The sequence below is a fragment of the Paraburkholderia fungorum genome (assembly GCF_902833645.1).
GTDB lineage: Bacteria > Pseudomonadota > Gammaproteobacteria > Burkholderiales > Burkholderiaceae > Paraburkholderia > Paraburkholderia fungorum.
This window is the reverse complement of sequence record NZ_CADFGE010000018.1, coordinates 146,931-167,672: the sequence shown is the minus strand read 5'-3', so window position 1 is coordinate 167,672 and position 20,742 is coordinate 146,931. Positions and strand designations below refer to the sequence as shown.

The window sequence follows — 20,742 nt, the reverse complement described above, 5'->3', positions numbered from 1 at the left end:
TCATTAGCCCAAGTTGCCAGTTAAATTTCCAAATCGCCGTGGCGCCGAATTCAATCCGTTGCTGTCACGAGACATTTCCCGACTGTTTCCATAGTGGCCAACAACTTCACGCTCGTATTGAGCGCGGTTCAAACCCCACTCATCTGGATTTCTCGAAAGCTCAGGATGGTGCGCAAACAGAGCATCCAGCGCCTTCCCGATGTCCCGGGTCACATATCCGGGTCGATTCACACTCTGGTCCAGGGCTGCGGCTCGCCCCAGGTCAGACTGAAAGTACCGCGCTATCGTGTAGTGGTATCCACGCGGCGTCGCAGGAAGGACCTTGTCCCGGAGACGGGACAGGAAGTCCATAAGTTGCTTTGTCTCGTATGACCTGGAAGTGATTGCGTGCGCGATAACTGCGAGTGGGACGCTTTTCACCTTCTGCCCGAAGTTCGCGGCCGAACAGCCTCGCCTCATCAAATCTTTTAGAGGTGCGCCAGTGATTTTTTGACCTTGCGTCAATTCGGAATGCGAATAAAACATCTGGGCGCCAGGTCCCATCCCTTCTACTGTCCAACCACACTTTTCAAACAATTCGCTGTATTCAGAAGCATTGGATGCTTTGAATTCCGCAACCTGGGTCGGAAATTCCCCCTTGCCCATCGAGTTGATTGTTTTCTGCATCGCCCCCGCTGTCACCGCCTCACTATCGTAAGACTGAACAGCGTCAAGCATTCCCTCGTTTTTCGACATCGCCACAATAATCCGATACTCACTTTCAGAAATCACGCCGCTAACTCGCATTTCGGTCAGCACCTTCGATTTGTCGAGTGCCCTTTCGCCCCAGAACACCGGACCATAGTGCGTGTTCGGAGCGTGTCCATAGCGGGTAACCTTAAACACGTCCTGAAGACAGCATCCGCAGGCGCAGAGAGTTTGTCCAACGAGAAAATTCCCCACCAACGCGATCGGATGGATATGAAAAACGTCCGGCGCGGGCAGATCCGCCAAGCAGGCCTTGACGTCATCCCACCAGACAAGCTTCTCGATGCGTTCCAACTCTGCCTCGTGCTGCGGCTGAGGCCCGGTCTTTTTTTCGATTTCAGCAATGAGCCGTTTCCACTTGTCCGGATTAGCCCATTCGCTCTCATGCCTGATGATCAGTCTCGACATACGCAATGCGACCCACGGATTTTCCGCCGCATCGTGGAGCCTGTCCGCAGCCTGGTTACTGTCTCCCGTCAGCGGCAGCGTGTCGTAGATCTTCTGCATCAACTGACTCAGCTTGTCCCGCGAGCCTGCATCCGCCACGTCTGCGCCGGTCGAATAGTCAACGTATGCCTGAGTCGTCGCAAACATCGTATGCGTTGGGTCGTGTGGATCCTCCAGGGTTTTGAAATCCACCCATTTCTGGGCAAATTCATGCGTCACCCGGCCGCCCGCGAAACTATCTTCGCGCACCCATCCGCTGATGTCGCGACCCAGCGCGTCCGCACTGTCCACGTGCCACCAGTTGAGTTTCCGCCCATCGGTTCCCGCCGTTGCCTCCATAGAAGGGCTGTTCGCCTGGCGGGCTAACCCGGCAAATGAAGCCACCTGGATCACGCCGGTCTGCTTCGCGTGTTGCCCTTGCTGACCTGGCAAGTGGTACAGCGTCGTATTACGGTCAACGCGCAGAATCGTGGGGACCTTGGGCAACCCTAACTGCTGCCAGGCCTGTTCGTGTGCCCCGTTACTTGCGATCCACGCCTGCCCTTGCGTGATGAACGTCTTGACGGTGTCATCGCAGAACACCTCGATGTGGACCATGCGGCTCGAAGTCTGCGGACTCAATGAGTCATAACGCCCGAGATGGCCAATCAGTTCGCCTGCCTTGATCCTGAACGGCTCCGTCAGCACGACCACCCGGTCCAGTGACGACTCGGGCATGACCTCCGTCACAACCGGACCACCGTGCTCCTTACCGAGAAAAATCCACCCGTCGGCCGCGACATCCGGAGAGACAAAATCACCCACAACTTTCGGATACAGGTCGGCTCCGTGAGAGTCGGTTATCTGCCCCCAGCCGTCCGCGCGCGCCCCAATGACCACCCGCGCGCCCTGCGGCAGAATGCCGAGGATCGTGCCCGTTCGTCGGGTTGCGCGGATCCGTAGCCCCCTCTGTTCAGCGGGCGCCGTCTGTCCGTTTGCCCCGGCGTCTGGCCGGTCCTGCGCAAATGCCGTGACCTCGAACTCTTTCGACCAGTACGCAGGCCGGCTCAGCGTCGTATCACGCTCATAGTCCGCCAGATCCTGAAGGTGCATGTACAGGCTGTAGAACGTGAGCGTGGTGCCGCGCGGGAATTCCATCGAATGACGCACCAGTGTGAATCCCGTGCTGTACGGTGCGCTAATCGCGCCTGTGCCGCTCTGTGCGGGAAGCTCGCTGAGCGGGTAGGCGCGGTCCACGCGATAAGCAATCACTTCGCCGTCAGCAAGGCAGCGCACCCCGTATTTCAGATCGAGTGAACGGCCTGCCCCAGCCTCGGTCACGTGAATTCCACCGTGCCACATGCCCTTCGCACTGACCGAATAATTACCCGAAGGCTCGGCCTCGAGGACCTTGTAGAACTCGTGCTCGTCGGTAAAGTCCGCGGACGAAGCCGTTGCGCCTTGCCCTTTCCTGCGGAACGGAAAGGCGAAGCTCAACTGTTTCAATGGAGGACTGACCGGAGGCGGCGTCGTATTTGCCATGACCGCGCCTACTCAGAAAACCCGAAGTTCATCTTTCCCTTCAAATCCTTCAGCGGGACATCAGACCAATTGGGAAACGTGAAATTGCCACTCGCCGGTCCTTCGACATTCAATCCGCCCCTCACCTGCACCTCGTTCGGACTCGCGATCTCAATCTTGCCGTTCGCGATCTTCAGATACGCACCCGCACCATCGCCCAGCGTGATGCCCTTCGAACCGGTAATGATGACTTCGCCGGTCGATGAACTGAGCGCGACGTTGTTCAGCGCCATCAATTCCATCGCATCGCCCTGCGCCTGAATCTGGACCTTGCCCTTCGCGGCGAAAATCCGGATGCCGAGCTTCGCGGCAAAAAGAGAAACCGCTTCGCCCGCAGCGACCGTAATTCGCTTAAGCGCTCCGATATCCAGACCGTTTCCAGCCGTGATGAACATCTGCTTTCGCGCAGCGACCTGCAACTCACGTCCACTGACAACGCCGACACCTTCGGGCCCGCTGGCGACAATCACCGGCCTCTGAAGGCCCGTGAGCTTCTGTTCGATAAGCACGCGCTGCTGATCGATCTCGGCAAGCCAGGCCTTTGCCGCCTTGGCCGAATCGTTCAGCGAGCGCATCATGTCCACCGCCTGGCGAAGCGTGGCGTCGGCGTCCTGCATGTCGAGTTGCGGTCCCGTCGCTTCAGGTTGAGCTTCGGCGGTAATTAGCACGCCCTTGCCGCCCCGCACGGCGACATGTTCGTCAGTGCGCAGTTCCGCGCCTTGCCCACGCTCCTTGCTCTCGCCGTCGACCATGTGCCCAAGATTGAGTTCGCTGGCCCGAAACGGCGTGGTCAGGCGGATGTGTTCCCTGCCTTCCTCGTCCTCCATGCGCATTTCATTCTGCGCGGCGGTACGAATCAGGTTGCGGGTGTGGTTCAGGTTGTTGACGAGGTCTGGATGCAAGCTGTCGTGCATCGCCCCGATAATGACGGGTCGATCCGGATCGCCGTCCGTATGAATGATCGCCACCTCAGCACCATCAATCAGAGGAAAGTGATGACCGTAGTTATCGCCGCTGTACGGCTTCGCAAACCGAACAGGGCGGCTGGTTCCGCCCGGACTCCACGTGTCCAGGTCGAACGGAAGTTGGATCACATACCAGCCTTCCTCCGTCAGATAGGCTCGCTTATAGTGCGCGGGCGACGTGATGCGTGCAGGCAGGATGCCGTTGATCACCGGTCGCGCCGCCAGACTCACCGGTGTGCGCCAGACGCGATCAGACGGGATCGCGGTAAACGTATTCGAGTACGCCTGCCTGCGCCCACCATGGGACGAGACAGAGACAATGAACAAGCCGTGCGGTGCATCAGCGAGTTGCTCGTCGAGGTTCAACACCTCGCCGGATTCCAGCGCGAACGCATTGCCCTCGCCTTTGAAGGTAATCTGCTGCGCCAGATGCGCCTCGTGACGCAGTTGCGCAATGCGCTGCCCCTCTTGCGGCGTTTCGTAACGCTCGCCCCAGCGGTAGTCAACCGCGTTCGTGGTCCTGTCATCGCGCGCCGCGTTCCACTCGACGAGCAGCGATACACCCGCTTGACGGTGGTTGTAGTCGTTCAACTGGATCGCTTCGGGCACGCGCCGCATGCGGCGTTCGATCGACCTGACTGACTCGGCTCCGGCATTGGCCAGTCCTGAGTGGCGCCGCAACGGTACGACGCGCTGACTGCGAGCATACGCATCGAGATCGTCGCCAAAGACGATGACCTCCTGATCCTTCGCCTGTTCGAAGCGAAACCAGATACCCGCATCCGCGGCGATGCGCTGGATGAAAGCGAGGCTAGTCTCGTGGTACTGGGTGACATAGTCGTGCCGCTTGTATTGCGCGCGAAGATTGAACCTGAAGTCGACGCCTTCGCGGTATCCGTAGTGGCGCAACGTGTCGGTGACGATTTCCTGCGCCGACTGCTTCTGGAACAGACGGCTGGTCACCGTGCGGGCCAGATCGGCAACACGTGGTTCGACGAGCAGTCTGTAGCGCGTCTCGTCGGCAGATGTATCGAGCTGATCGAACTGCGTCACGATGCCGTGTATCGTCCGCGCCGGAGGCATCTCGCTGAACTTCGACGCGTTCTCGCCGAACATCTTTCGCAGATAGCCGGCGTTTGGATCGATAGGGTCGATCACGAACTTCGCGGGCCGCCCCAGCACCTGATCCATTGGGATATCGGCGACAGGGCTCGTGAACTCGATGTCGTAGCGGTACAGACGGCTGACACCTTCGTCGCCTTCGAACTTCAGCACCGAGAACGGCGCCGGATGCGGCGCGAGTTTCAGCTCGTAAGCCTGCGACGGCAGAACCATGGACCCCATCAACGACTCCCTCGAACACGTGCGACGTCAAAGACGACAAGGTTGGGACGCGGGCATTCGCATCCTGACGAAATACGTCGGCTGCCTACATTGACTACGGCGAATCAGCTTTTCGCCCTCGGCATCTGCGACACCAGCGACAGACCGATGTCCATCCCCTCCACCTGGAAGTGCGGGATAACGAACAACTTGATACGAAAGAATCCAGGGTTGTCCTCGATGTCTTCGACCGTCACCTTCGCCTCACGCAACGGATGCGACGCCTGCAGCTCGTCACCCGGATCTTTCATCTCGGTCACGAGACCCTTGATCCAGCCGTTCAACTCAAGTTCGAGCAGACGCCGGTCTTTGGTCGTGCCAATGTTTTCGCGCTGAATCAGCTTCAGGTAATGCGCGATACGCGACAGCAGAAAGATGTACGGTAGACGCGCATTGATGCGGCTGTTCGCGGTCGCTTCTTTAGTCTCGTAGAGTGCAGGCTTCTGCGCCGAGCTGGCCGAGAAGAAGCACGCAAAGTCGTGATTCTTGTAAAACGACAGCGGCATGAAGCCGAGGTTGGCGAACTCGAACTCCCGCGTCTCCGGGATCAATAATTCGGTCGGGATCTTGGGCTGATAACCGGTGCCCAGGTCATACAGGTGAACCGGCAGATCCTCGACCTTGCCGCCGGCCTGCGGACCGCGAATCTGTACGCACCAGCCGTTGCTGGTGAAGCTGCGCACCATATTCGCAGCGAACGCAAACGACGCGCTAATCCACAGATAGCGATCGTGGTCCGGACCCTTCACCGCCTCTTCGTAGTTGAACGCCCGCACCGGTGCCGTATCTCTGCCGTACGGCAAACGACCCAACACACGAGGCATGGTGAGCCCCACATAACGGGCGTCGTCCGTGTCGCGGAAGCTCTTCCACTTGATGTACTCGGCGCGGTCGAAATAGTTGCCGATATCCTGAATCGCGGCCACTTCCTCCATGGATTGCTTGCCGAAGAACGCCGGCCCAACCGAACCGATGAACGGCATGTGCGCCGCGGCAGCCACCTTCGAGATGTTGCGCAGCAGACCAATATCCTGCGCTGAATTGGCGAACTCAAAGTCGCTAATCAGTGCGCTGATCGGCTGCCCCCCAGGCGTGTCGTATTCCTCGATGTACGTGAGCCGGTACAGGCCACTCTGGATGAGCTCGGGTGTATCCTCGAAGTCACGGATCAACGCGTCCTTCGAAACATCGAGCACCTCGATGCGCACATTCTTGCGGAAGTCCGTGCGGCTCACGAGCATCTTGAGGCCGCGCCAGCGTCCTTCCAGTGCCTGGAATTCCGGCGTATGCATCACCGCATCGAGTTGACGGCCGATCGTCCGGTCGAGCTGGCCGATGTGGAAATCGAGTAGCGATTTGTCCAGCCGGTCGACCGGCTTGCTGCTTTCAACCACCAGTTGCAGGAAGGCACTCATGCCCCGCGCGAGCCGCTCGTCGGCCGACGACTCGGAGAGCAGGTCGTTGTCGCGGAACGCCTCAAGCGGGCGAGCCGCGCTCACCGGCTTCAGGTTGATCTTGTTGCACAAGGATTTATAGACGCTGTCGCCATCGCCCAAGGGGATTTCGTTAGGGGCGTCGAGCACGACTGTCTCAATCGCGCCGCGTTGCGGGGATTCGTTACGTGACATGTTGGATCCTATCTCTACCGTCCCAGCGGGACGCGCGTGGCTCGTTGTCCGGAATACAGTGAGAGCCGTCCTCGACCTACGCGTGACCTTCTGGCTGCGCTGCCGACGTAGCGATCAGTGCAAGTTCGCCGCGCAGTTGCCGCGAGAGTGCGTGGTCCTTCAGAATCTTCTCGAACTCGCGACGGAATGTGCCGTTGTCGAGCAGGTTCGACTTCAGGTCCCGCAGCAGATTGCGCATTGCCAAAAGAGGCTGCAGTTCGGGAATCTGCGCCGCCACCTGCTCGGGTTCAAAGTCTTTCATCGACCGGAAGCTGAGCGCTAAGGGCAGCTCGGAGCCGTCTTCGGCGAGCGTGTTCCCGGCATTGACCTTCAGTTCTGGTGCGAGATCGGACAGAACGGCGTCGAAGTTGTTTTTGTCGATATTGATCTTCTTGCGCTCCGCAAGCGGTGCCTGCTCCTTGCCCGCGCCGTAGTCACCGGCGACGAGCAGTTTGAGGGGCAACTCGACCTTCTTCCGGGCGCCGCCCGTATGCAGGTCCAATGTGATCGACACTCTTGACTTCGGAATCTCGTGCTGGAAGCTGTCCACTGTGTAGTCCTTTGTAAAAGGAGGATCACGTTGGTATCGCAGCAACGTGATCCGTACTTACTTATGCGGTTGTTTTCAATTCGATCCGAATTAAACACGCAACTCGACAATCAAGTCAAAGACCTGTCGCTTGAATGCAAATACGTTAATTTCAATCGCCCTATAAAAATAATCACAAAATTAAGAACAAATCAGAATCTCTCAATGATTTTCTCAAGAAACAACCCTAATAACCCATCAAATCAATTCCGCCACAGCCAAGCCACTCACGACCCACGGCAGATGGCAAGACTTCAATCTAACAAAATAATAATGAGATATTCAGCGCGATTCATCGCCCATCAATTTATTGACTAAAAACAAGAAACCAAGCGATTAAAGGTTTTCGGCTTCGAATATAAAAACAACTATCAATGGGATATACCGACGTGATTTACCGCGGATAGAATCCGCCATCCAGACCGAAAACAATCAGAGAGAAAACCACACATGCGGATCGACAAACCGCTCTGGCACGAAGGCCTGATCCTCAACCAGCAGCAATTCCAGCAACAGGACCGGTGGACGGATTTCGTGCACCGGCAGTTCGCCTCGGCCGCAATCGTGGAACCGTGGGGCACGCTTGGCGTGGAGATCGACGAGGAGGCACTGCCAAATGGACGCCTCAAACTCACGCGTCTGAAACTTCGTTTTCCTGATGGTACGGTATTCGACACCTCCGTGAGCGACGCACTGCCGTCCGCCCGCGATCTGACGCGAGGCTTTCCGCCCGGGATGCAAAGCGTCGTGGTTCTAGCGGCGCTGCCGCTGATCGATGCCACGGGCAGCAACTGCCGCTTCGACGAGACGACACTCGCGCGGCCGCGCCGCTCGTATCGGGAGTTTGTGAAAGTCACCGATCTGAACGGCACGGGTGAGGCCGAAATGGCGGCCGAACGCCACGCGGTGCGCCTGCTGTTCGACTTCGAACAGCAGGCGGATGACACAATCTGCGCAATCGCCCGTCTCACGCGCGGCACAGGCGGTCACTTTCAGTTGGATCGCTATTACGTGCCGCCGTGTCTGACACTGGCCGGTCACCCCTTGCATGTCGAGCGGGTGAAACGTCTTGCCGACATTCTGCAGGCGAAAAGCGCGACGTTGGGCGCGCGTAAGAGCGAGCGCATCGAGGCCGTTGTGGAATACGGCGTCGCCGATGTCTCGCTGTTCTGGCTGCTCCACTGCATCCACACGTACTGGCCACAACTTCGTTTCATCGCCACGCACCCGAGCCAACCGCCTGAACGGCTCTATTCGATGCTGGCCCAATTGGCGAGTGTGCTGATGACGTTTTCGACCAGCGCCCAACTGAACGAGATCCCGATGTACGACCACGTACGGGCCGACGAGATCTTCGCGAAGCTCGAAACCATGATCCGCGATCTGCTCGACTCGATCATTCCATCGCGTGTGATTTCTATTGGTCTGACACGCAAGAGTCCGACTATGTGGATGGGCCAGTTTCAGGACGAGCGGCTCGTGGCCGGCGCGGATTACTACCTGTCAGTCAACGCCGCGCTCGCGCCATTCGAACTGGCCGAGTTGTTCCCGAAAGTGTGCAAGATCGGTGCACCGGACGACCTCGGGCACCTCGTCAATTCCGCGCTTGCGGGCATCCCGCTTAAGGCGGTCCAGCGCGTCCCGGCCGCCATTCCGATGCGTCTGGACAACCTGTACTTCGCACTCGACCCTGGCGCTCCTGCGCACGCCCGGATGCTGGCTGCACGGGCCTGCCAGATTTATCTGCCGGCAACGGTGGCCGATCCTTCGCTTGAACTTTACGCGGTGATCCGCTCATGAAACCGATCGCCGATACTCCCAAGACAATCCCCTTGATGGCGGCACAACCGTCTTGCGACCGGTCGACCGGGGCAGGAATTCGCGACCTGCTACGTGACACGGCACTTCTCGTCAGCATGCTGACGCAAGGCGGTGAGACCGACCCGCTGGATCAGTTACGCGAGCGTTGCGTGCAGTTAATCGCTACCTTTTCCTCCGCGCTTGAACAGCGAGGTTATCCCGCCGACGTTCGGGAGGACGCCCAGTATGCCCAGTGCGGGCTGCTTGACGAAGCGGTATTGCGCTGCCCGTCGATAGAAGACAGGACCAGTTGGGAAGCGCACCCGTTGCAGGTCGAGCGATTCGGCAAGCTCGACGCCGGCGAGCACGTCTTTGACCGGCTCGCGGAACGCTTGCGCGAAATACCGCCCAACGTCGATCTGCTCGAATGCTACGCCGCTGTTCTTGGCCTCGGTTTCAAAGGCCGCTACGCACGCGAAGGGGAAACGAAGCGCGCGGCGTTGATTGCCACGCTCAACGCCCGGTTGGAAGAATTTCGGCCCCGCGTCGAGCGGACCTTCATCGCCGATCGCACCGGACGGCGTGCGTCGGACTGGCTTTGTCATCTCTCGCCATGGGTAATTGCCGGAATCTGCGGCCTCGCGGCGGTTTTCGTCTACCTGACCTGGGACCAGACGCTCGATGCGCAACTCGCCCGTCTGGTAGCGTCTGCGCGCGCCATGAAACCGTGATGTCCGAACTACGCCTGGGGTATCCGTTCCGCGCGATGGTCGTCCTTGCGACAGTGTTAGCGCTTGGTGTGCTGTTTATTATCTTGCCGGTCAGCCGTGGACTAGCCTGGATCGCTGCCGTGGGCGTGATGCTGATGGCACTGATTGCTGTGGTCCTGTGCATCTTGCATCGCAATCGTGCTGCGGAGCAAAGCTTGCTCGCACTGGCCGCACTGGGCACCACATCAGCCAATCTGCCCTTGGGCCTGCACGCGCCCATGCCGCTGGTGCTGGTCATGGGAGATTCGCTGCCCGAACTGTTCAATCGTGGCGGCCACGAGGAACAACTGGCACACGTTAGCGACGGAGCGATCTGGTTGCGGGTCGACAAACCGCGCGACCTGGCACTAGTCGGTGTTGCCGTGAAGCGGTGGCGCGACGGCCGCGCACCCGATGGTGTCGTGCTGTCGATCACACCCGCCTTGCATGCTGGCGAAGACGCGCTGACGCAGGCATTACGCAGCGCGCGCCAGTCGATCAGCGACGCCTCACGCATGCTCGGCACAGCGTTACCCGTCAACATCGCCATCTACCAGCGGCTCACCGCATTGCCCGCGACGGCTCCTCAATGGTATGGCGTGTCGGCGGCAAACAGGCAGACAGACATCCAACGGTTCGAATCAGCGATGCGGGCTGCCGAAGCGCAAGTGCCGCAGGCCGGAAACGATCCTGCTCCGGCACATCGTGCGGCGGCTCTTGCATCGATCGTGGGCTGGACACGACAGGTTGTGATCGGCTCGCTGACCGGTCATCTGCAATCGTCTGTACCGTGTGCGCTCGTCGGTATCGGGTGGATCGATTGCGGCCCGGCGAGCGGGCCCGGCTCACCGTGGGCGCGGCACGTCCTTGCGCAAACGCGCGTCATGCCGCCGCCGATGGCCGCATCGCCCGCACCGTGGCCACTGCCTCAGCCGCTGATCGACGCCACGCCGCGACGGCGCTGGGTGTCGCCGCGTCTCGCAGCGCTCGCTCATGCAATCGCGCTGCTCACCTGCGCCGGCGCACTGGCTACCTGGGGCTCGGCAGAAAACAACCATGCACTGCTTGCTCACATCGGGGCCCATCTCGGCCGGTTCTCGATGATTCCGCCCGGGCACGATACCGCACGCCGCGACGCGTTGCAGGCACTCGTCGCGGACCGCGACCAGCTCGACCGTTACGCACGCCTCGGCGTACCGCTGCGCCTGTCGTTCGGTATGTATCGCGGAACGGCGCTCGTGCCCTTGCTCAACACCGCGATCGCTTCGTACAAAGCACCACCTTCGCCACCAGTGTTGATCGCACTAGACAGCATGTCGCTATTTGACAGTGGAAAGGCACAGCTCAAACCAGGATCTACCCGTGCACTGGTCCGCGCGCTCGAGTTAATCGGGGCTCATCCGGACAAGCGGATTCTGGTCGCCGGATACACGGATAACGTCGGCGACGCCGGCAGCAATCTGAAGCTGTCGATCGCGCGCGCCGGGGCCGTGCGCGACTGGCTGGTGGACGCATCGGGCATTGCGGTCACGCGCTTCGCGATCCAGGGTTATGGCGACACCCGTCCGATTGCCGGCAACGATACCGATGCCGGACGTGCGCGGAACCGGCGCGTCGAGATCATCCTGGTATCGGACACCCCGCAGCCCCCCTTGAGAGTCGCACCGAAGGAAACGCCTTCGTGGCGGCCGATCCGCCTCGCACCAGGGCAGAACACCGGCCGACGCTCGACGCAGTTCGAACCCGGAGCATGGCTTCGGGAAATCCGCGGTCCGGGATCGACCCCGGACGCTTGTTGCAGTCAAAACCAAGGAGAGTGAAAAAATGGCAATTCCGGCATACATGTGGATCAAGGACGATGGCGGCGCCGACATCAAGGGTTCCGTCACGGTTCAGGGCCGCGAAGGCAGCGTCGAGGTGGTCGCGCTCGATCACAGCGTCAATATCCCGACAGATTCGAATACCGGCAAGCTAACCGGCACGCGCGTGCATGCTCCGATCACCTTCACGAAGGAAACCGACGCGGCGACGCCTTACTTGTACAAAGCAGTGACAAGCGGCCAGACGCTGAAGTCGATCGAAATCAAGTGGTACAAGATCGACGATGCGGGCAAAGAAAAGGAATACTTCAACACCCGGCTCGACAACGTGAAAGTAGTCGCGGTCAAACCCAAGATGCTCGACATCAAGAACCCGGCCTACGAGAAACACAACCATCTCGAAGACGTTGAACTACGCTACGAGAAGATCACGTGGTCGTACAAGGACGGCAACATCATTCACGCCGATAGCTGGAACGAACGCTCATAAGGTTCGCCGGGCGGCTGGCACCGATCATCTGAAGGAGTACGTCATACCCGTGGGCCCTTCCCTTTACGACAAACTGCTTGGCCAGATCGGCGGCGAACCGCTGGATGCGTACGACGACAGAACCCTTGAGATCCTGAGCATCCAACAGAACGTCCGCCGCATTCTCAACGCACGGGCAGGCGCACTCAAACACCTGCCCGATTACGGACTACCCGATCTGACGAACATCTACAAGGCGCTGCCCGCTTCCGCACATCTGCTCAAGCAACAGATGGAGTCGACGCTGCTGGTGTACGAACCGCGTATCCGCTCAATCGACGTGGCGTACATCGACAATCCTGATCCCGGTGTGCTGGTGAGTTACGAAATGACGTGTCACCTGAAGCAAGCGGGACTGGTGCGGTTCGGAACGTACTTCGAACCACCGGGCCGCATGCGTGTACAACGGCTTCAGGAAGAACGCTTGCACCCACCGCGACCTTGACCCACGCTCAACAACTCGACGGCGTTCTGTCGTCCGTTTAAAAGCGAGCGACATCGACAATGGCATCGGCAAATGCCTTCGGCGCTTCCTGTGGCAGATTATGTCCGATACCACCGTCGATATTCCGGTGCTGATACCTGCCGGTGAACTTCTTCGCGTAGCTAGCAGGATCGGGATGCGGCGCGCCATTGGCATCGCCTTCCATCGTGATGGTCGGAACCGCGATGGCCGGTGCCTTCGCCAACATCGCTTCCAGTCCGTCGTATTGCGGTTCGCCCTTGACCAGCCCGAGACGCCAGCGGTAATTGTGGATCACCACCGCGACGTGGTCCGGATTATTGAACGACTCAGCCGAACGCTCGAACGTCGCGTCGTCGAAGTTCCATTTCGGCGATGCGAGACGCCAGATCAGCTTGTTGAAGTCGTGGCGATTCGCTTCATACCCCGCGTAGCCGCGTTCCGTGGCGAAATAGAACTGATACCACCAGGCCAGCTCAGCCTTCGGCGGCAGCGGCGTCCTGTTGGCTTCCTGGCTGCCGATCAGATAGCCGCTCACCGACACCATTGCCTTGCAGCGTTGCGGCCACAGCGCGGCGATAATATTCACCGTGCGCGCACCCCAATCGAAGCCGCCAAAGATCGCCTGGTCGATCTTCAATGCGTCCATCAATGCAATGATGTCGACGGCAACCACCGCCTGCTGACCGTTGCGAGGCGTATCCGCGGACAGGAACCGCGTTGAACCGTAACCCCGCAAATACGGCACGATCACCCGATAACCCGCGGCCGCCAACATTGGCGTGACCTCGGCGAAGCTGTAGATATCGTAGGGCCAGCCGTGCAGCAGGATGACCACCGGTCCATTCTGCGGGCCGGCTTCCGCATAGCCCATACTGAGTGTTCCAGCATTGACCTGGCGAATGTTGTCGAACGAAGTAACGCGGGGTCCCGCTTTCGGAATGGGTGACGTGCCGTTCGACTGCGCCTCGGCAAGTCGGCTAAAACCCAACTCCATCAAGCTGAGACCCGCAACTGTTGTCCCCAGCAGACGACGACGTCGCGTATTGATCTGATCCGGCATCGCTGATTCTCCTTTTAGATTAGCCAGGAAGTATTAGAACCCGCGAACGTATCTGGCTTGTGTCGGCAAGGAGCAGCGGCGCAATCCTATGTATCTGTCGGCAGCGTCGATACATTGAGATACAAAGGACAGTTGGGAGGCGACGGAATCTAGTTAAGACTCTTCAGCAAAAGCTTGGCTTCCAGGCCACCGCCGGGCCGGTTATGCAACGACAGAACTGCGTCCATCGCCAGCGCGAGCTGCCGCGCAATCGCGAGACCCAGCCCGGTGCCGCCGGTGCCGCGATTGCGCGACCCTTCGAGCCGATAGAACGGCTCGAACACGGCTTCCAGCGACTCAGCCGGAATACCCGGCCCGCGATCGAGTATCGAGACCGTCACCTCCCCTTCCGGCGAAGCGGCGACCCTGATCTCCGCTGACCCGCCGAACTTCAGCGCGTTGTCGACGAGGTTGCCCACGATCCGGCGCAATGCCTGCGGACGCGTCACCAATGACGTATCGATTCGCCCGTGCAGCGAAACGTCCTTGCCGGCATCGACATAGTCGAACACGAGGCTGTCGAACAACGCGTCCGGATCGATACGAAGCGGCGCCTCGCTGGCGCCATGCATGGTGCGCGCGTAGGTGACGCCTTCCTTGACCATCGTTTCCATTTCCTGCAGGTCCTGTTGCAGCCTGGCCCCTTGCGCGCTGTCGTCCATGACGTCGACGCGCAACCGCATGCGGGTAATCGGTGTTTGCAGGTCGTGCGAAATCGCCGCAAGAATCTGCAGGCGCTCGGTCATGTACAGCCTGATGCGGTCCTGCATGGCGTTAAATGCCCGAGCGGCGCGCGCCACTTCGTCCGGCCCGTCTTCGGGCAGGCGCTCCGCTTTCAGGTCGGGGCCCAGCGTATCGGCCGCTCGCGCCAACTGGCTCAACGGACGCGTCGCCAGCCGTACCGCCAGCCAGCAGCAGACGGCCAGCACGACCAGTTGCAACACCAGCACCCACGACAACCAGGGCGACAGCGGCGCGCCTGGCATCGGGTGGTAGTCGATCGTCAGCGGCGTGCCATCGCTCAACTGCAAATGAACCTGCAGGCGCTCCGGGTCGCCCGGGACAGCATTGGCCGTGAGCGGATAGCGCTTGCCGATACCGTCCGCGATAGATTGAGCGACCCGCGCCGAAAGCGCTGCATCCGGAGGCGCGCCGGTAACCCCCGGCCCGAGATTGAAGGTATAGGTGCGCCGCGCCAGCCTCGGCAGCCATTCGGCGCGTTCGTTAGCAGGCAGATGATCGAGCAGCGCGACGGAACTGGTGACCTCGCGCTCGATGTAGCCAATCATCACGTTCGCCATGGTCTGGTCGCGTTCCGTCATCGTGAGCCAGACCGAAAGCGTTTGTACCAGCGCAAGACTGACAAACAGAATCAGCGCAAGCCGCATGAACAAGGTGCGCGGCCAATGCAGCAGGGTGCTCGGCTTCATGGACTGCCTTCGCTCATGGTCACGGCTGCTGAGAAAACATAACCCTCGCTGCGCAGCGTCTTGATGTAACGGGGTTCGCGCGCGGTGTCCTGCAGGCGTTGCCGCAAACGGCTGACCAGCAGATCGATCGAACGGTCGAATGGATCGGCCTGGCGGCCCTGGGTCAGATTGAGCAATTGATCCCGCGTCAGCACCCGCTGGGGATGATCGAGAAATACCCGCAGCAGGCGATATTCCGCGCCGCTCAGGGCGACCATCGTGCCCTCGGCGTCGAGCAGATGACGCGCGGTGGTATCGAGCCGCCAGTCGCCGAAGCCGATCATCGGCGCGGTTTCCGTCACTTGCATGCCGGGCGGCAGCATCCGCGCGCGGCGCAGCACGGACCGGATGCGTGCCAGCAGTTCACGCACCGCAAACGGCTTGGACAGGTAATCGTCGGCGCCCATTTCCAGTCCGACAATACGATCCGCTTCTTCGCTTCGGGCGGTCAGCATCAGTACCGGCACCGTGCGGAACTTGCCGGCACGCAGCTCACGGCACAACACGAGACCGTCTTCTCCCGGCAGCATCAGGTCCAGCACGATCAGATCCGGCGCCCCCTGTTCGAGCACCGCGCGCATCTGCCGGCCGTTGGCGGCCAGCGAAACGCGCATACCGTTTTTCTCCAGATAGGTCGCAAGTAATTCGCGGATGCCGCGATCGTCGTCGACGATCAGGACATGGTCGATGTTTTCCATCAATGGATCAATCCTTTCGACGATTGACGCGCACCCGGTTCACGTCGATCAGCGAACAGTGCACGGGGTGTGCGAGTTCCGCCGCCAATCCGCCCGCCACGAAGGCAAGCATCGCCATCAGCCGTCTCATGCGTCCTCCACGACGGACAGGCTGGCGCCATTGGCCACGCTGGCCTCCAGCGTATACGGATCGATGCCCTCGAGGCAACCGATGTTGACCCGCCACAGTTGCGGATCCCTACGTGTCTGGTGAAACGGATAAATGCCGCAGTGTTTGCAGAAGTAGTGCCTGGCAGTGCGCGTATTGAACTGATAGAGCGTCAGCGCTTCCTCACCCTGCAGGATCTTCAGTTCGCCGGCGGCGAACGGTGGTGTCATCAGCGCGCCCCTGCGCCGGCACAGGCTGCAATTGCAACGCCCAGCCGGAACCACATCGGTACGCACTTCAAATTTCACGGTCCCGCAATGACAGGACCCTTTCAGCAATTCAGTGTTCATGGAGCACTCCGTAGCGGGTATGGCTGCTTTATAGCCCAGCCCGCGCGAGCTTTTGTATCCCAATGTATCTGGGTGCTCCCGTGACACAAAACATTGCAGCCGAACCGCCCCGGCGACACAAGCCGGAAACGAACCGGCGTCCCAACGTAGCCATGCTCATCACTGATAGCGACGTCGACATGCGCCCCCGACTCAAAACCTCCGCCGCCGCGCTGGTCGCTGCAACCGTGGCCCTGGGCGCCGCGTCTAGACACCTGCCAACGCGGGCAGATCGATCTCGTACGTTGCGCGCTCGTGCCGGCTGTCAATGCGCCGCTGACGTACCGTCTGGACTGGATCCACCCCGCCTCCGGCACGCTTTGGCAGGCTGACGGGATAGCGAGCGTTTTTCTTCTCGAGAATGGCCCGGCTTAAAAACCCCGGGCTGTACGCCGTCAGCAAATGCGGGTGATGCGCTTCGATGTACGCAACGATCCGCGCTTCCTCGCCTTCGATCAGCGCCAGCGACGCGAGCATGTTCGCATCCCAACGGAACCGCAGGCCGAGTTCGTCGAATGCGCTGTTGTACGCACACAGTTGCGCTTCGACTTCCCCATCTTGCGCGCTTTCGCACATGTCGAACTGGGTCGGGGTCATGATCGTCTCCCTCAGGAAATTGACATGACCAACAATAGGATGATCCACCAATAAACAATAGTTAAAGTTTTTTCGAAAAACGATAGTGCTTTATGTATACATGGATTTCCCTATGGCGGCGAAACCCACCCCGGCATGCTGGATGGCCGTATCGCGCGCCCGGCGCCGCTCGGGCGGCAGTGGCGAGCCCATCTATTAGCTATGCCGAATGCAAACCATAAAATGTTTTAATTTTTACTTATCGCTGTTCTCGCGCAGCATCCCCTCAGACGCCCCTCCACGCCAAACAGCTGTTACCCCGTTGTCGTGCGATCGACGGCTAAAGCTTTTCGTTAGGGCAGTTCCCCTGGCCGACCACTGGCGCTTTCTTGCCCGCAGACAAATCGGCGCGGAAGCGATTCGATCACGTCAGTCCAACGCGCCAATCGAGCGTGACGGAGCTATAGGAGACGAATGACATGGGACATTCCAACGTATCCCGGAGCGGCAGTACGGCGTTCAGGCATCACCGCTGGGTGCAACTGGCGATCGGCATCGTGTGCATGGGACTGGTCGCGAATCTGCAATATGCGTGGACACTGTTCGTTGTACCGATGGACAACGCCCACCACTGGGGCCAGGCGGCCATCCAGACAGCTTTCACCGTTTTCATCGTCACCGAAACGTGGCTCGTGCCGGTCGAAGGCTGGCTCGTCGACAAGTTCGGACCACGTCCGGTTGTGATAGGCGGCTCGCTATGCGCGGCGCTCGGCTGGATCATCGACGCGCACGCGAGCAGTCTCGTTGAGCTGTACGTCGCAGCAGTGATCGCCGGTATCGGCGCGGGCTGCGTGTACGGCACCTGTGTGGGCACGGCGCTCAAATGGTTTCCGGACAAACGCGGTCTCGCCGCCGGTCTGACCGCGGCAGGTTTCGGCGCCGGCGCGGCCGTGACGGTGATTCCAATCGCCAACATGATCCAGCGCTCGGGCTACCAGCACACCTTCATGTTCTTCGGCATCTTCCAGGGCGTCTGCATTTTTCTGCTCGCCACCATGCTGATACGCCCCAAACCGCCGGCAACCGTTGTCGCGGCGAAGCGCGTGGTGGCAAGCAAGGTCGACTACACGCCCGGCGAGATGATCCGTTCGCCGCTCTTCTGGGTGCTGTACCTGATGTTCGTGTTCGTCGCGGCCGGCGGCATCATTGCGACCGCGCAGCTTGGGCCGATCGCGAAGGAATACGGCTTTGCGAAGCTGCCGGTGAGTCTGCTTGGCGTCACGCTGCCGCTGCTCACCATGACGCTGTCGATCGACAATCTGTGCAACGGCTTCACGCGTCCGTTGTGCGGTTTTCTGTCGGACCGTATCGGCCGTGAGAACACGATGTTCATGATCTTTCTCGGCGAAGGCGTCGCGTTGCTCGGACTCATGCAGTTCGGCCATAACCCCTACGCATTCATGTTCTTCGCCGCCGCCGTATTCCTGTGCTGGGGCGAAATTTTCTCGATCTTCCCGGCAACCTGCGCGGACACCTTCGGCAGCAAGTACGCCGCCGCCAACGCGGGAACGCTCTACACCGCGAAGGGCACCGCGTCGATGCTGGTGCCGCTCGCCTCGGTGCTGTCGGCGAACGGCGGGTGGAGCACCGTATTCATCTGCGCGGCGGTGATCTCGATCGCTGCGGCCGTGTCCGCAAAGTTCATCCTCGCGCCGATGAGAAAGCGCTGGATCGAGAACTCGGGCACGCCGGCCGGCGCGGTCATCGCCGAAGCGCGGCTTCAGCCGTCGCCTGGCGGTTCGCCTGAATAAACAACCCCGTGAGCGCGCCACTCACGACGAATCCCACACAGCCCCGTGACCAAGGAGACATATCATGGCAGAAGCCGATAGGCCCGCAACAGAAGCGACCCAGAATCAGCAGGCAGCCGAGACGACCGATGGATTCCATCTCGTCATCGACGCGCTGAAACTGAACGAGATCAACACCATCTTCGGTCTTGTCGGCATCCCGATCACCGATCTCGCGCGGCTGGCTCAAGCGGAAGGGATGCGTTTCATCGGCTTTCGTCACGAACAGCACGCGGGCAACGCAGCGGCCATCAGCGGGTTCATGACGCAGAAGCCAGGGATCTGCCTGACCGTGTCGGCGCCGGGCTTTCTCAACGGCCTGACCGCGCTCGCCAACGCGACCACCAACTGCTTCCCGATGATCCTGATCAGCGGCTCGAGCGAGCGCGAGATCGTCGATTTGCAGCAGGGCGATTACGAGGAAATGGATCAGCTGAATGCGGCCAGGCCGTATGCGAAGGCCGCATATCGCGTGCTGCATGCGGAAGACATCGGCATCGGCGTGGCGCGCGCGATCCGTGCCGCGGTGTCGGGCCGGCCGGGCGGTGTGTATCTGGACTTGCCGGCCAAGCTGCTCGCGCAAACGATGGACGCCGTGAAGGCGCAGCAGTCGCTGGTCAAAGTCGTCGATGCCGCGCCGCGTCAGTTGCCGGCGCCGGAATCGGTGAAGCGCGCGATCGACGTACTGAAGAGCGCGAAGCGTCCGCTGATCCTGCTAGGCAAGGGCGCCGCCTACGCGCAGGCCGACGCGGAGATCCGCGCGTTCGTCGAGCAAAGCGGCATTCCGTATCTGCCGATGTCGATGGCCAAGGGGCTCTTGCCCGATACCCACGAGCAGTCGGCGTCGGCAGCGCGCTCGTTTGTCCTGCAGGAAGCCGACGTCGTCGTGCTGATCGGCGCGCGTCTGAACTGGCTGCTCTCGCACGGCAAGGGCAAAACCTGGGGCGCGGCGCCGAAGCGATTCGTTCAGGTCGATATCTCGCCGACCGAGATCGACAGCAACGTGGCGATTGCCGCGCCGGTGATCGGCGATATCGGCTCGTGCGTGGCGGCCTTGCGCGCCGGCCTCGATGCGGGCTTCCCGAAACCGGCCGCCGAGTGGACGGGCGCGATCGCCGAGCGCAAGAGCAAGAATCTCGCGAAGATGGCGGCCACGCTCGACCAGAATCCGTCGCCGATGAACTTCCACAGCGCGTTGCGCGCGATCCGCGATGTGTTGAAGACACGCCCGGACATCAACGTCGTCAACGAAGGCGCCAACACGCTCGACTACGCGCGCAGCATCATCGATATGTACGAGCCGCGCAAGCGCTTCGATTCCGGCACGTGGGGAATCATGGGCATCGGCATGGGTTTCGCGATCGGCGCGGCGGTGACGAGCGGCAAACCGGTTGTCGCGATCGAAGGTGACAGTGCCTTCGGTTTCAGCGGCATGGAACTCGAAACCATCTGCCGCTACGACTTGCCGGTGTGCACCATCGTGTTCAACAACAACGGCGTGTATCGCGGCACCGACGTGAACCCCACCGGCGGCAAGGACGTCGCGCCGACCGTGTTCGTGAAGGGCGCGCGCTACGACAGGATGATCGAGGCATTCGGCGGTATCGGCTACCACGCCACCACCCCGGAAGAACTGACCAACGCATTGCTCGAAGCGATCGCGTCCGGCAAACCCAGCCTGATCAACGCCGTGATCGACGAAGCGGCCGGCACCGAAAGTGGCCGCCTGACCAATCTGAATCCGCAAAGCGCGGCGATGAAAAAGTAATCCAGCATAAACACGGAGATAGC

At 60.5% G+C, this 20,742-nt stretch carries 17 protein-coding genes; 7 read left to right on the top strand and 10 right to left on the bottom strand.

From position 1 onward, the window contains the following. Positions 1 to 3: 3 nt before the first annotated feature. The 4 genes from HWX91_RS37895 to tssB all read right to left on the bottom strand — a co-directional run bounded on the left by HWX91_RS37895 (position 4) and on the right by tssB (position 7,319). Positions 4 to 2,715, bottom strand: coding sequence for a hypothetical protein (locus tag HWX91_RS37895; RefSeq protein ID WP_052660648.1), 2,712 nt, complete (start codon positions 2,713 to 2,715; stop codon positions 4 to 6). A gap of 8 nt (positions 2,716 to 2,723) precedes the next feature. Next, positions 2,724 to 5,063, bottom strand: coding sequence for a type VI secretion system Vgr family protein (locus tag HWX91_RS37890; RefSeq protein WP_042274275.1), 2,340 nt, complete (start codon positions 5,061 to 5,063; stop codon positions 2,724 to 2,726). A gap of 104 nt (positions 5,064 to 5,167) precedes the next feature. Beyond that, complete coding sequence (gene tssC, locus HWX91_RS37885; RefSeq protein ID WP_028195254.1) at positions 5,168 to 6,730, bottom strand: type VI secretion system contractile sheath large subunit; 1,563 nt, start codon at positions 6,728 to 6,730, stop codon at positions 5,168 to 5,170. 76 nt (positions 6,731 to 6,806) lie between these two features. Further along, positions 6,807 to 7,319, bottom strand: coding sequence for a type VI secretion system contractile sheath small subunit (gene tssB / locus HWX91_RS37880; RefSeq protein WP_028195255.1), 513 nt, complete (start codon positions 7,317 to 7,319; stop codon positions 6,807 to 6,809). Positions 7,320 to 7,808: 489 nt separating this feature from the next. Here tssB and tssK point away from each other — a divergent pair, with 489 nt between their 5' ends. The 5 genes from tssK to tssE are packed head-to-tail and all read left to right on the top strand — an operon-like array spanning position 7,809 to position 12,701. Beyond that, complete coding sequence (tssK, locus tag HWX91_RS37875; protein ID WP_028195256.1) at positions 7,809 to 9,158, top strand: type VI secretion system baseplate subunit TssK; 1,350 nt, start codon at positions 7,809 to 7,811, stop codon at positions 9,156 to 9,158. Further along, positions 9,155 to 9,889 carry a DotU family type IV/VI secretion system protein gene (locus HWX91_RS37870; protein ID WP_244144190.1) on the top strand — a complete coding sequence of 245 codons (735 nt, stop codon included), beginning with the start codon at positions 9,155 to 9,157 and terminating at the stop codon, positions 9,887 to 9,889. The genes tssK and HWX91_RS37870 overlap by 4 nt, the downstream gene beginning before the upstream one ends. Continuing rightward, the gene (locus HWX91_RS37865; protein WP_063627866.1) at positions 9,889 to 11,727 is read left to right on the top strand and encodes an OmpA family protein; all 1,839 of its coding nucleotides are present in this window, start codon (positions 9,889 to 9,891) and stop codon (positions 11,725 to 11,727) included. Before HWX91_RS37870 ends, HWX91_RS37865 begins: the two co-directional genes overlap by 1 nt. Before the next feature lie 4 nt (positions 11,728 to 11,731). Then, positions 11,732 to 12,217, top strand: coding sequence for an Hcp family type VI secretion system effector (locus HWX91_RS37860; RefSeq protein ID WP_028195258.1), 486 nt, complete (start codon positions 11,732 to 11,734; stop codon positions 12,215 to 12,217). A 43-nt stretch (positions 12,218 to 12,260) separates the two neighbouring features. Further along, the gene (tssE, locus tag HWX91_RS37855) at positions 12,261 to 12,701 is read left to right on the top strand and encodes a type VI secretion system baseplate subunit TssE (RefSeq protein WP_028195259.1); all 441 of its coding nucleotides are present in this window, start codon (positions 12,261 to 12,263) and stop codon (positions 12,699 to 12,701) included. A 37-nt stretch (positions 12,702 to 12,738) separates the two neighbouring features. Here the strand turns inward: tssE and HWX91_RS37850 are convergent, their stop codons facing one another. From HWX91_RS37850 to HWX91_RS37830, 6 genes are all read right to left on the bottom strand, one after another. After that, on the bottom strand, positions 12,739 to 13,782 hold the full coding sequence (locus HWX91_RS37850; protein WP_028195260.1) for an alpha/beta fold hydrolase: 1,044 nt from the start codon (positions 13,780 to 13,782) through the stop codon (positions 12,739 to 12,741). Positions 13,783 to 13,931: 149 nt separating this feature from the next. Next, positions 13,932 to 15,251, bottom strand: coding sequence for a sensor histidine kinase (locus tag HWX91_RS37845; RefSeq protein ID WP_028195261.1), 1,320 nt, complete (start codon positions 15,249 to 15,251; stop codon positions 13,932 to 13,934). Beyond that, positions 15,248 to 15,988: a response regulator gene (locus tag HWX91_RS37840; RefSeq protein WP_028195262.1), complete on the bottom strand. Its 741-nt coding sequence runs from the start codon at positions 15,986 to 15,988 to the stop codon at positions 15,248 to 15,250. Before HWX91_RS37840 ends, HWX91_RS37845 begins: the two co-directional genes overlap by 4 nt. A 7-nt stretch (positions 15,989 to 15,995) precedes the next feature. Beyond that, the gene (locus HWX91_RS41185) at positions 15,996 to 16,118 is read right to left on the bottom strand and encodes a hypothetical protein (RefSeq protein ID WP_255246771.1); all 123 of its coding nucleotides are present in this window, start codon (positions 16,116 to 16,118) and stop codon (positions 15,996 to 15,998) included. After that, entirely contained in the window at positions 16,115 to 16,486 is a 372-nt protein-coding gene (locus tag HWX91_RS37835; RefSeq protein ID WP_028195263.1) for a GFA family protein, read from the bottom strand. The genes HWX91_RS41185 and HWX91_RS37835 overlap by 4 nt, the downstream gene beginning before the upstream one ends. A gap of 246 nt (positions 16,487 to 16,732) precedes the next feature. After that, positions 16,733 to 17,122: a hypothetical protein gene (locus tag HWX91_RS37830; RefSeq protein ID WP_042274277.1), complete on the bottom strand. Its 390-nt coding sequence runs from the start codon at positions 17,120 to 17,122 to the stop codon at positions 16,733 to 16,735. Positions 17,123 to 17,580: 458 nt separating this feature from the next. Here HWX91_RS37830 and oxlT point away from each other — a divergent pair, with 458 nt between their 5' ends. Beyond that, a complete protein-coding gene (gene oxlT, locus HWX91_RS37825; RefSeq protein WP_028195265.1) occupies positions 17,581 to 18,912 on the top strand; it encodes an oxalate/formate MFS antiporter in 1,332 nt (443 codons plus the stop codon). A gap of 64 nt (positions 18,913 to 18,976) precedes the next feature. After that, positions 18,977 to 20,719, top strand: a complete 1,743-nt coding sequence (gene oxc, locus HWX91_RS37820) for an oxalyl-CoA decarboxylase (protein WP_028195266.1) — start codon at positions 18,977 to 18,979, stop codon at positions 20,717 to 20,719. The last annotated feature ends 23 nt before the right edge of the window (positions 20,720 to 20,742 follow it).

Bases quoted from the DNA above. Each gene is read 5' to 3' on its own strand.
- HWX91_RS37840 (WP_028195262.1), bottom strand. From the start codon at position 15,988: ATGGAAAACATCGACCATGTCCTGATCGTCGACGACGATCGCGGCATC.
- tssC (WP_028195254.1), bottom strand. From the start codon at position 6,730: ATGTCACGTAACGAATCCCCGCAACGCGGCGCGATTGAGACAGTCGTG.
- HWX91_RS37835 (WP_028195263.1), bottom strand. From the start codon at position 16,486: ATGAACACTGAATTGCTGAAAGGGTCCTGTCATTGCGGGACCGTGAAA.
- HWX91_RS41185 (WP_255246771.1), bottom strand. From the start codon at position 16,118: ATGAGACGGCTGATGGCGATGCTTGCCTTCGTGGCGGGCGGATTGGCG.
- HWX91_RS37860 (WP_028195258.1), top strand. From the start codon at position 11,732: ATGGCAATTCCGGCATACATGTGGATCAAGGACGATGGCGGCGCCGAC.
- oxlT (WP_028195265.1), top strand. From the start codon at position 17,581: ATGGGACATTCCAACGTATCCCGGAGCGGCAGTACGGCGTTCAGGCAT.
- oxc (WP_028195266.1), top strand. From the start codon at position 18,977: ATGGCAGAAGCCGATAGGCCCGCAACAGAAGCGACCCAGAATCAGCAG.
- HWX91_RS37845 (WP_028195261.1), bottom strand. From the start codon at position 15,251: ATGAAGCCGAGCACCCTGCTGCATTGGCCGCGCACCTTGTTCATGCGG.
- tssK (WP_028195256.1), top strand. From the start codon at position 7,809: ATGCGGATCGACAAACCGCTCTGGCACGAAGGCCTGATCCTCAACCAG.
- HWX91_RS37870 (WP_244144190.1), top strand. From the start codon at position 9,155: ATGAAACCGATCGCCGATACTCCCAAGACAATCCCCTTGATGGCGGCA.
- HWX91_RS37850 (WP_028195260.1), bottom strand. From the start codon at position 13,782: ATGCCGGATCAGATCAATACGCGACGTCGTCGTCTGCTGGGGACAACA.
- HWX91_RS37865 (WP_063627866.1), top strand. From the start codon at position 9,889: ATGTCCGAACTACGCCTGGGGTATCCGTTCCGCGCGATGGTCGTCCTT.
- HWX91_RS37895 (WP_052660648.1), bottom strand. From the start codon at position 2,715: ATGGCAAATACGACGCCGCCTCCGGTCAGTCCTCCATTGAAACAGTTG.
- HWX91_RS37830 (WP_042274277.1), bottom strand. From the start codon at position 17,122: ATGACCCCGACCCAGTTCGACATGTGCGAAAGCGCGCAAGATGGGGAA.
- HWX91_RS37890 (WP_042274275.1), bottom strand. From the start codon at position 5,063: ATGGGGTCCATGGTTCTGCCGTCGCAGGCTTACGAGCTGAAACTCGCG.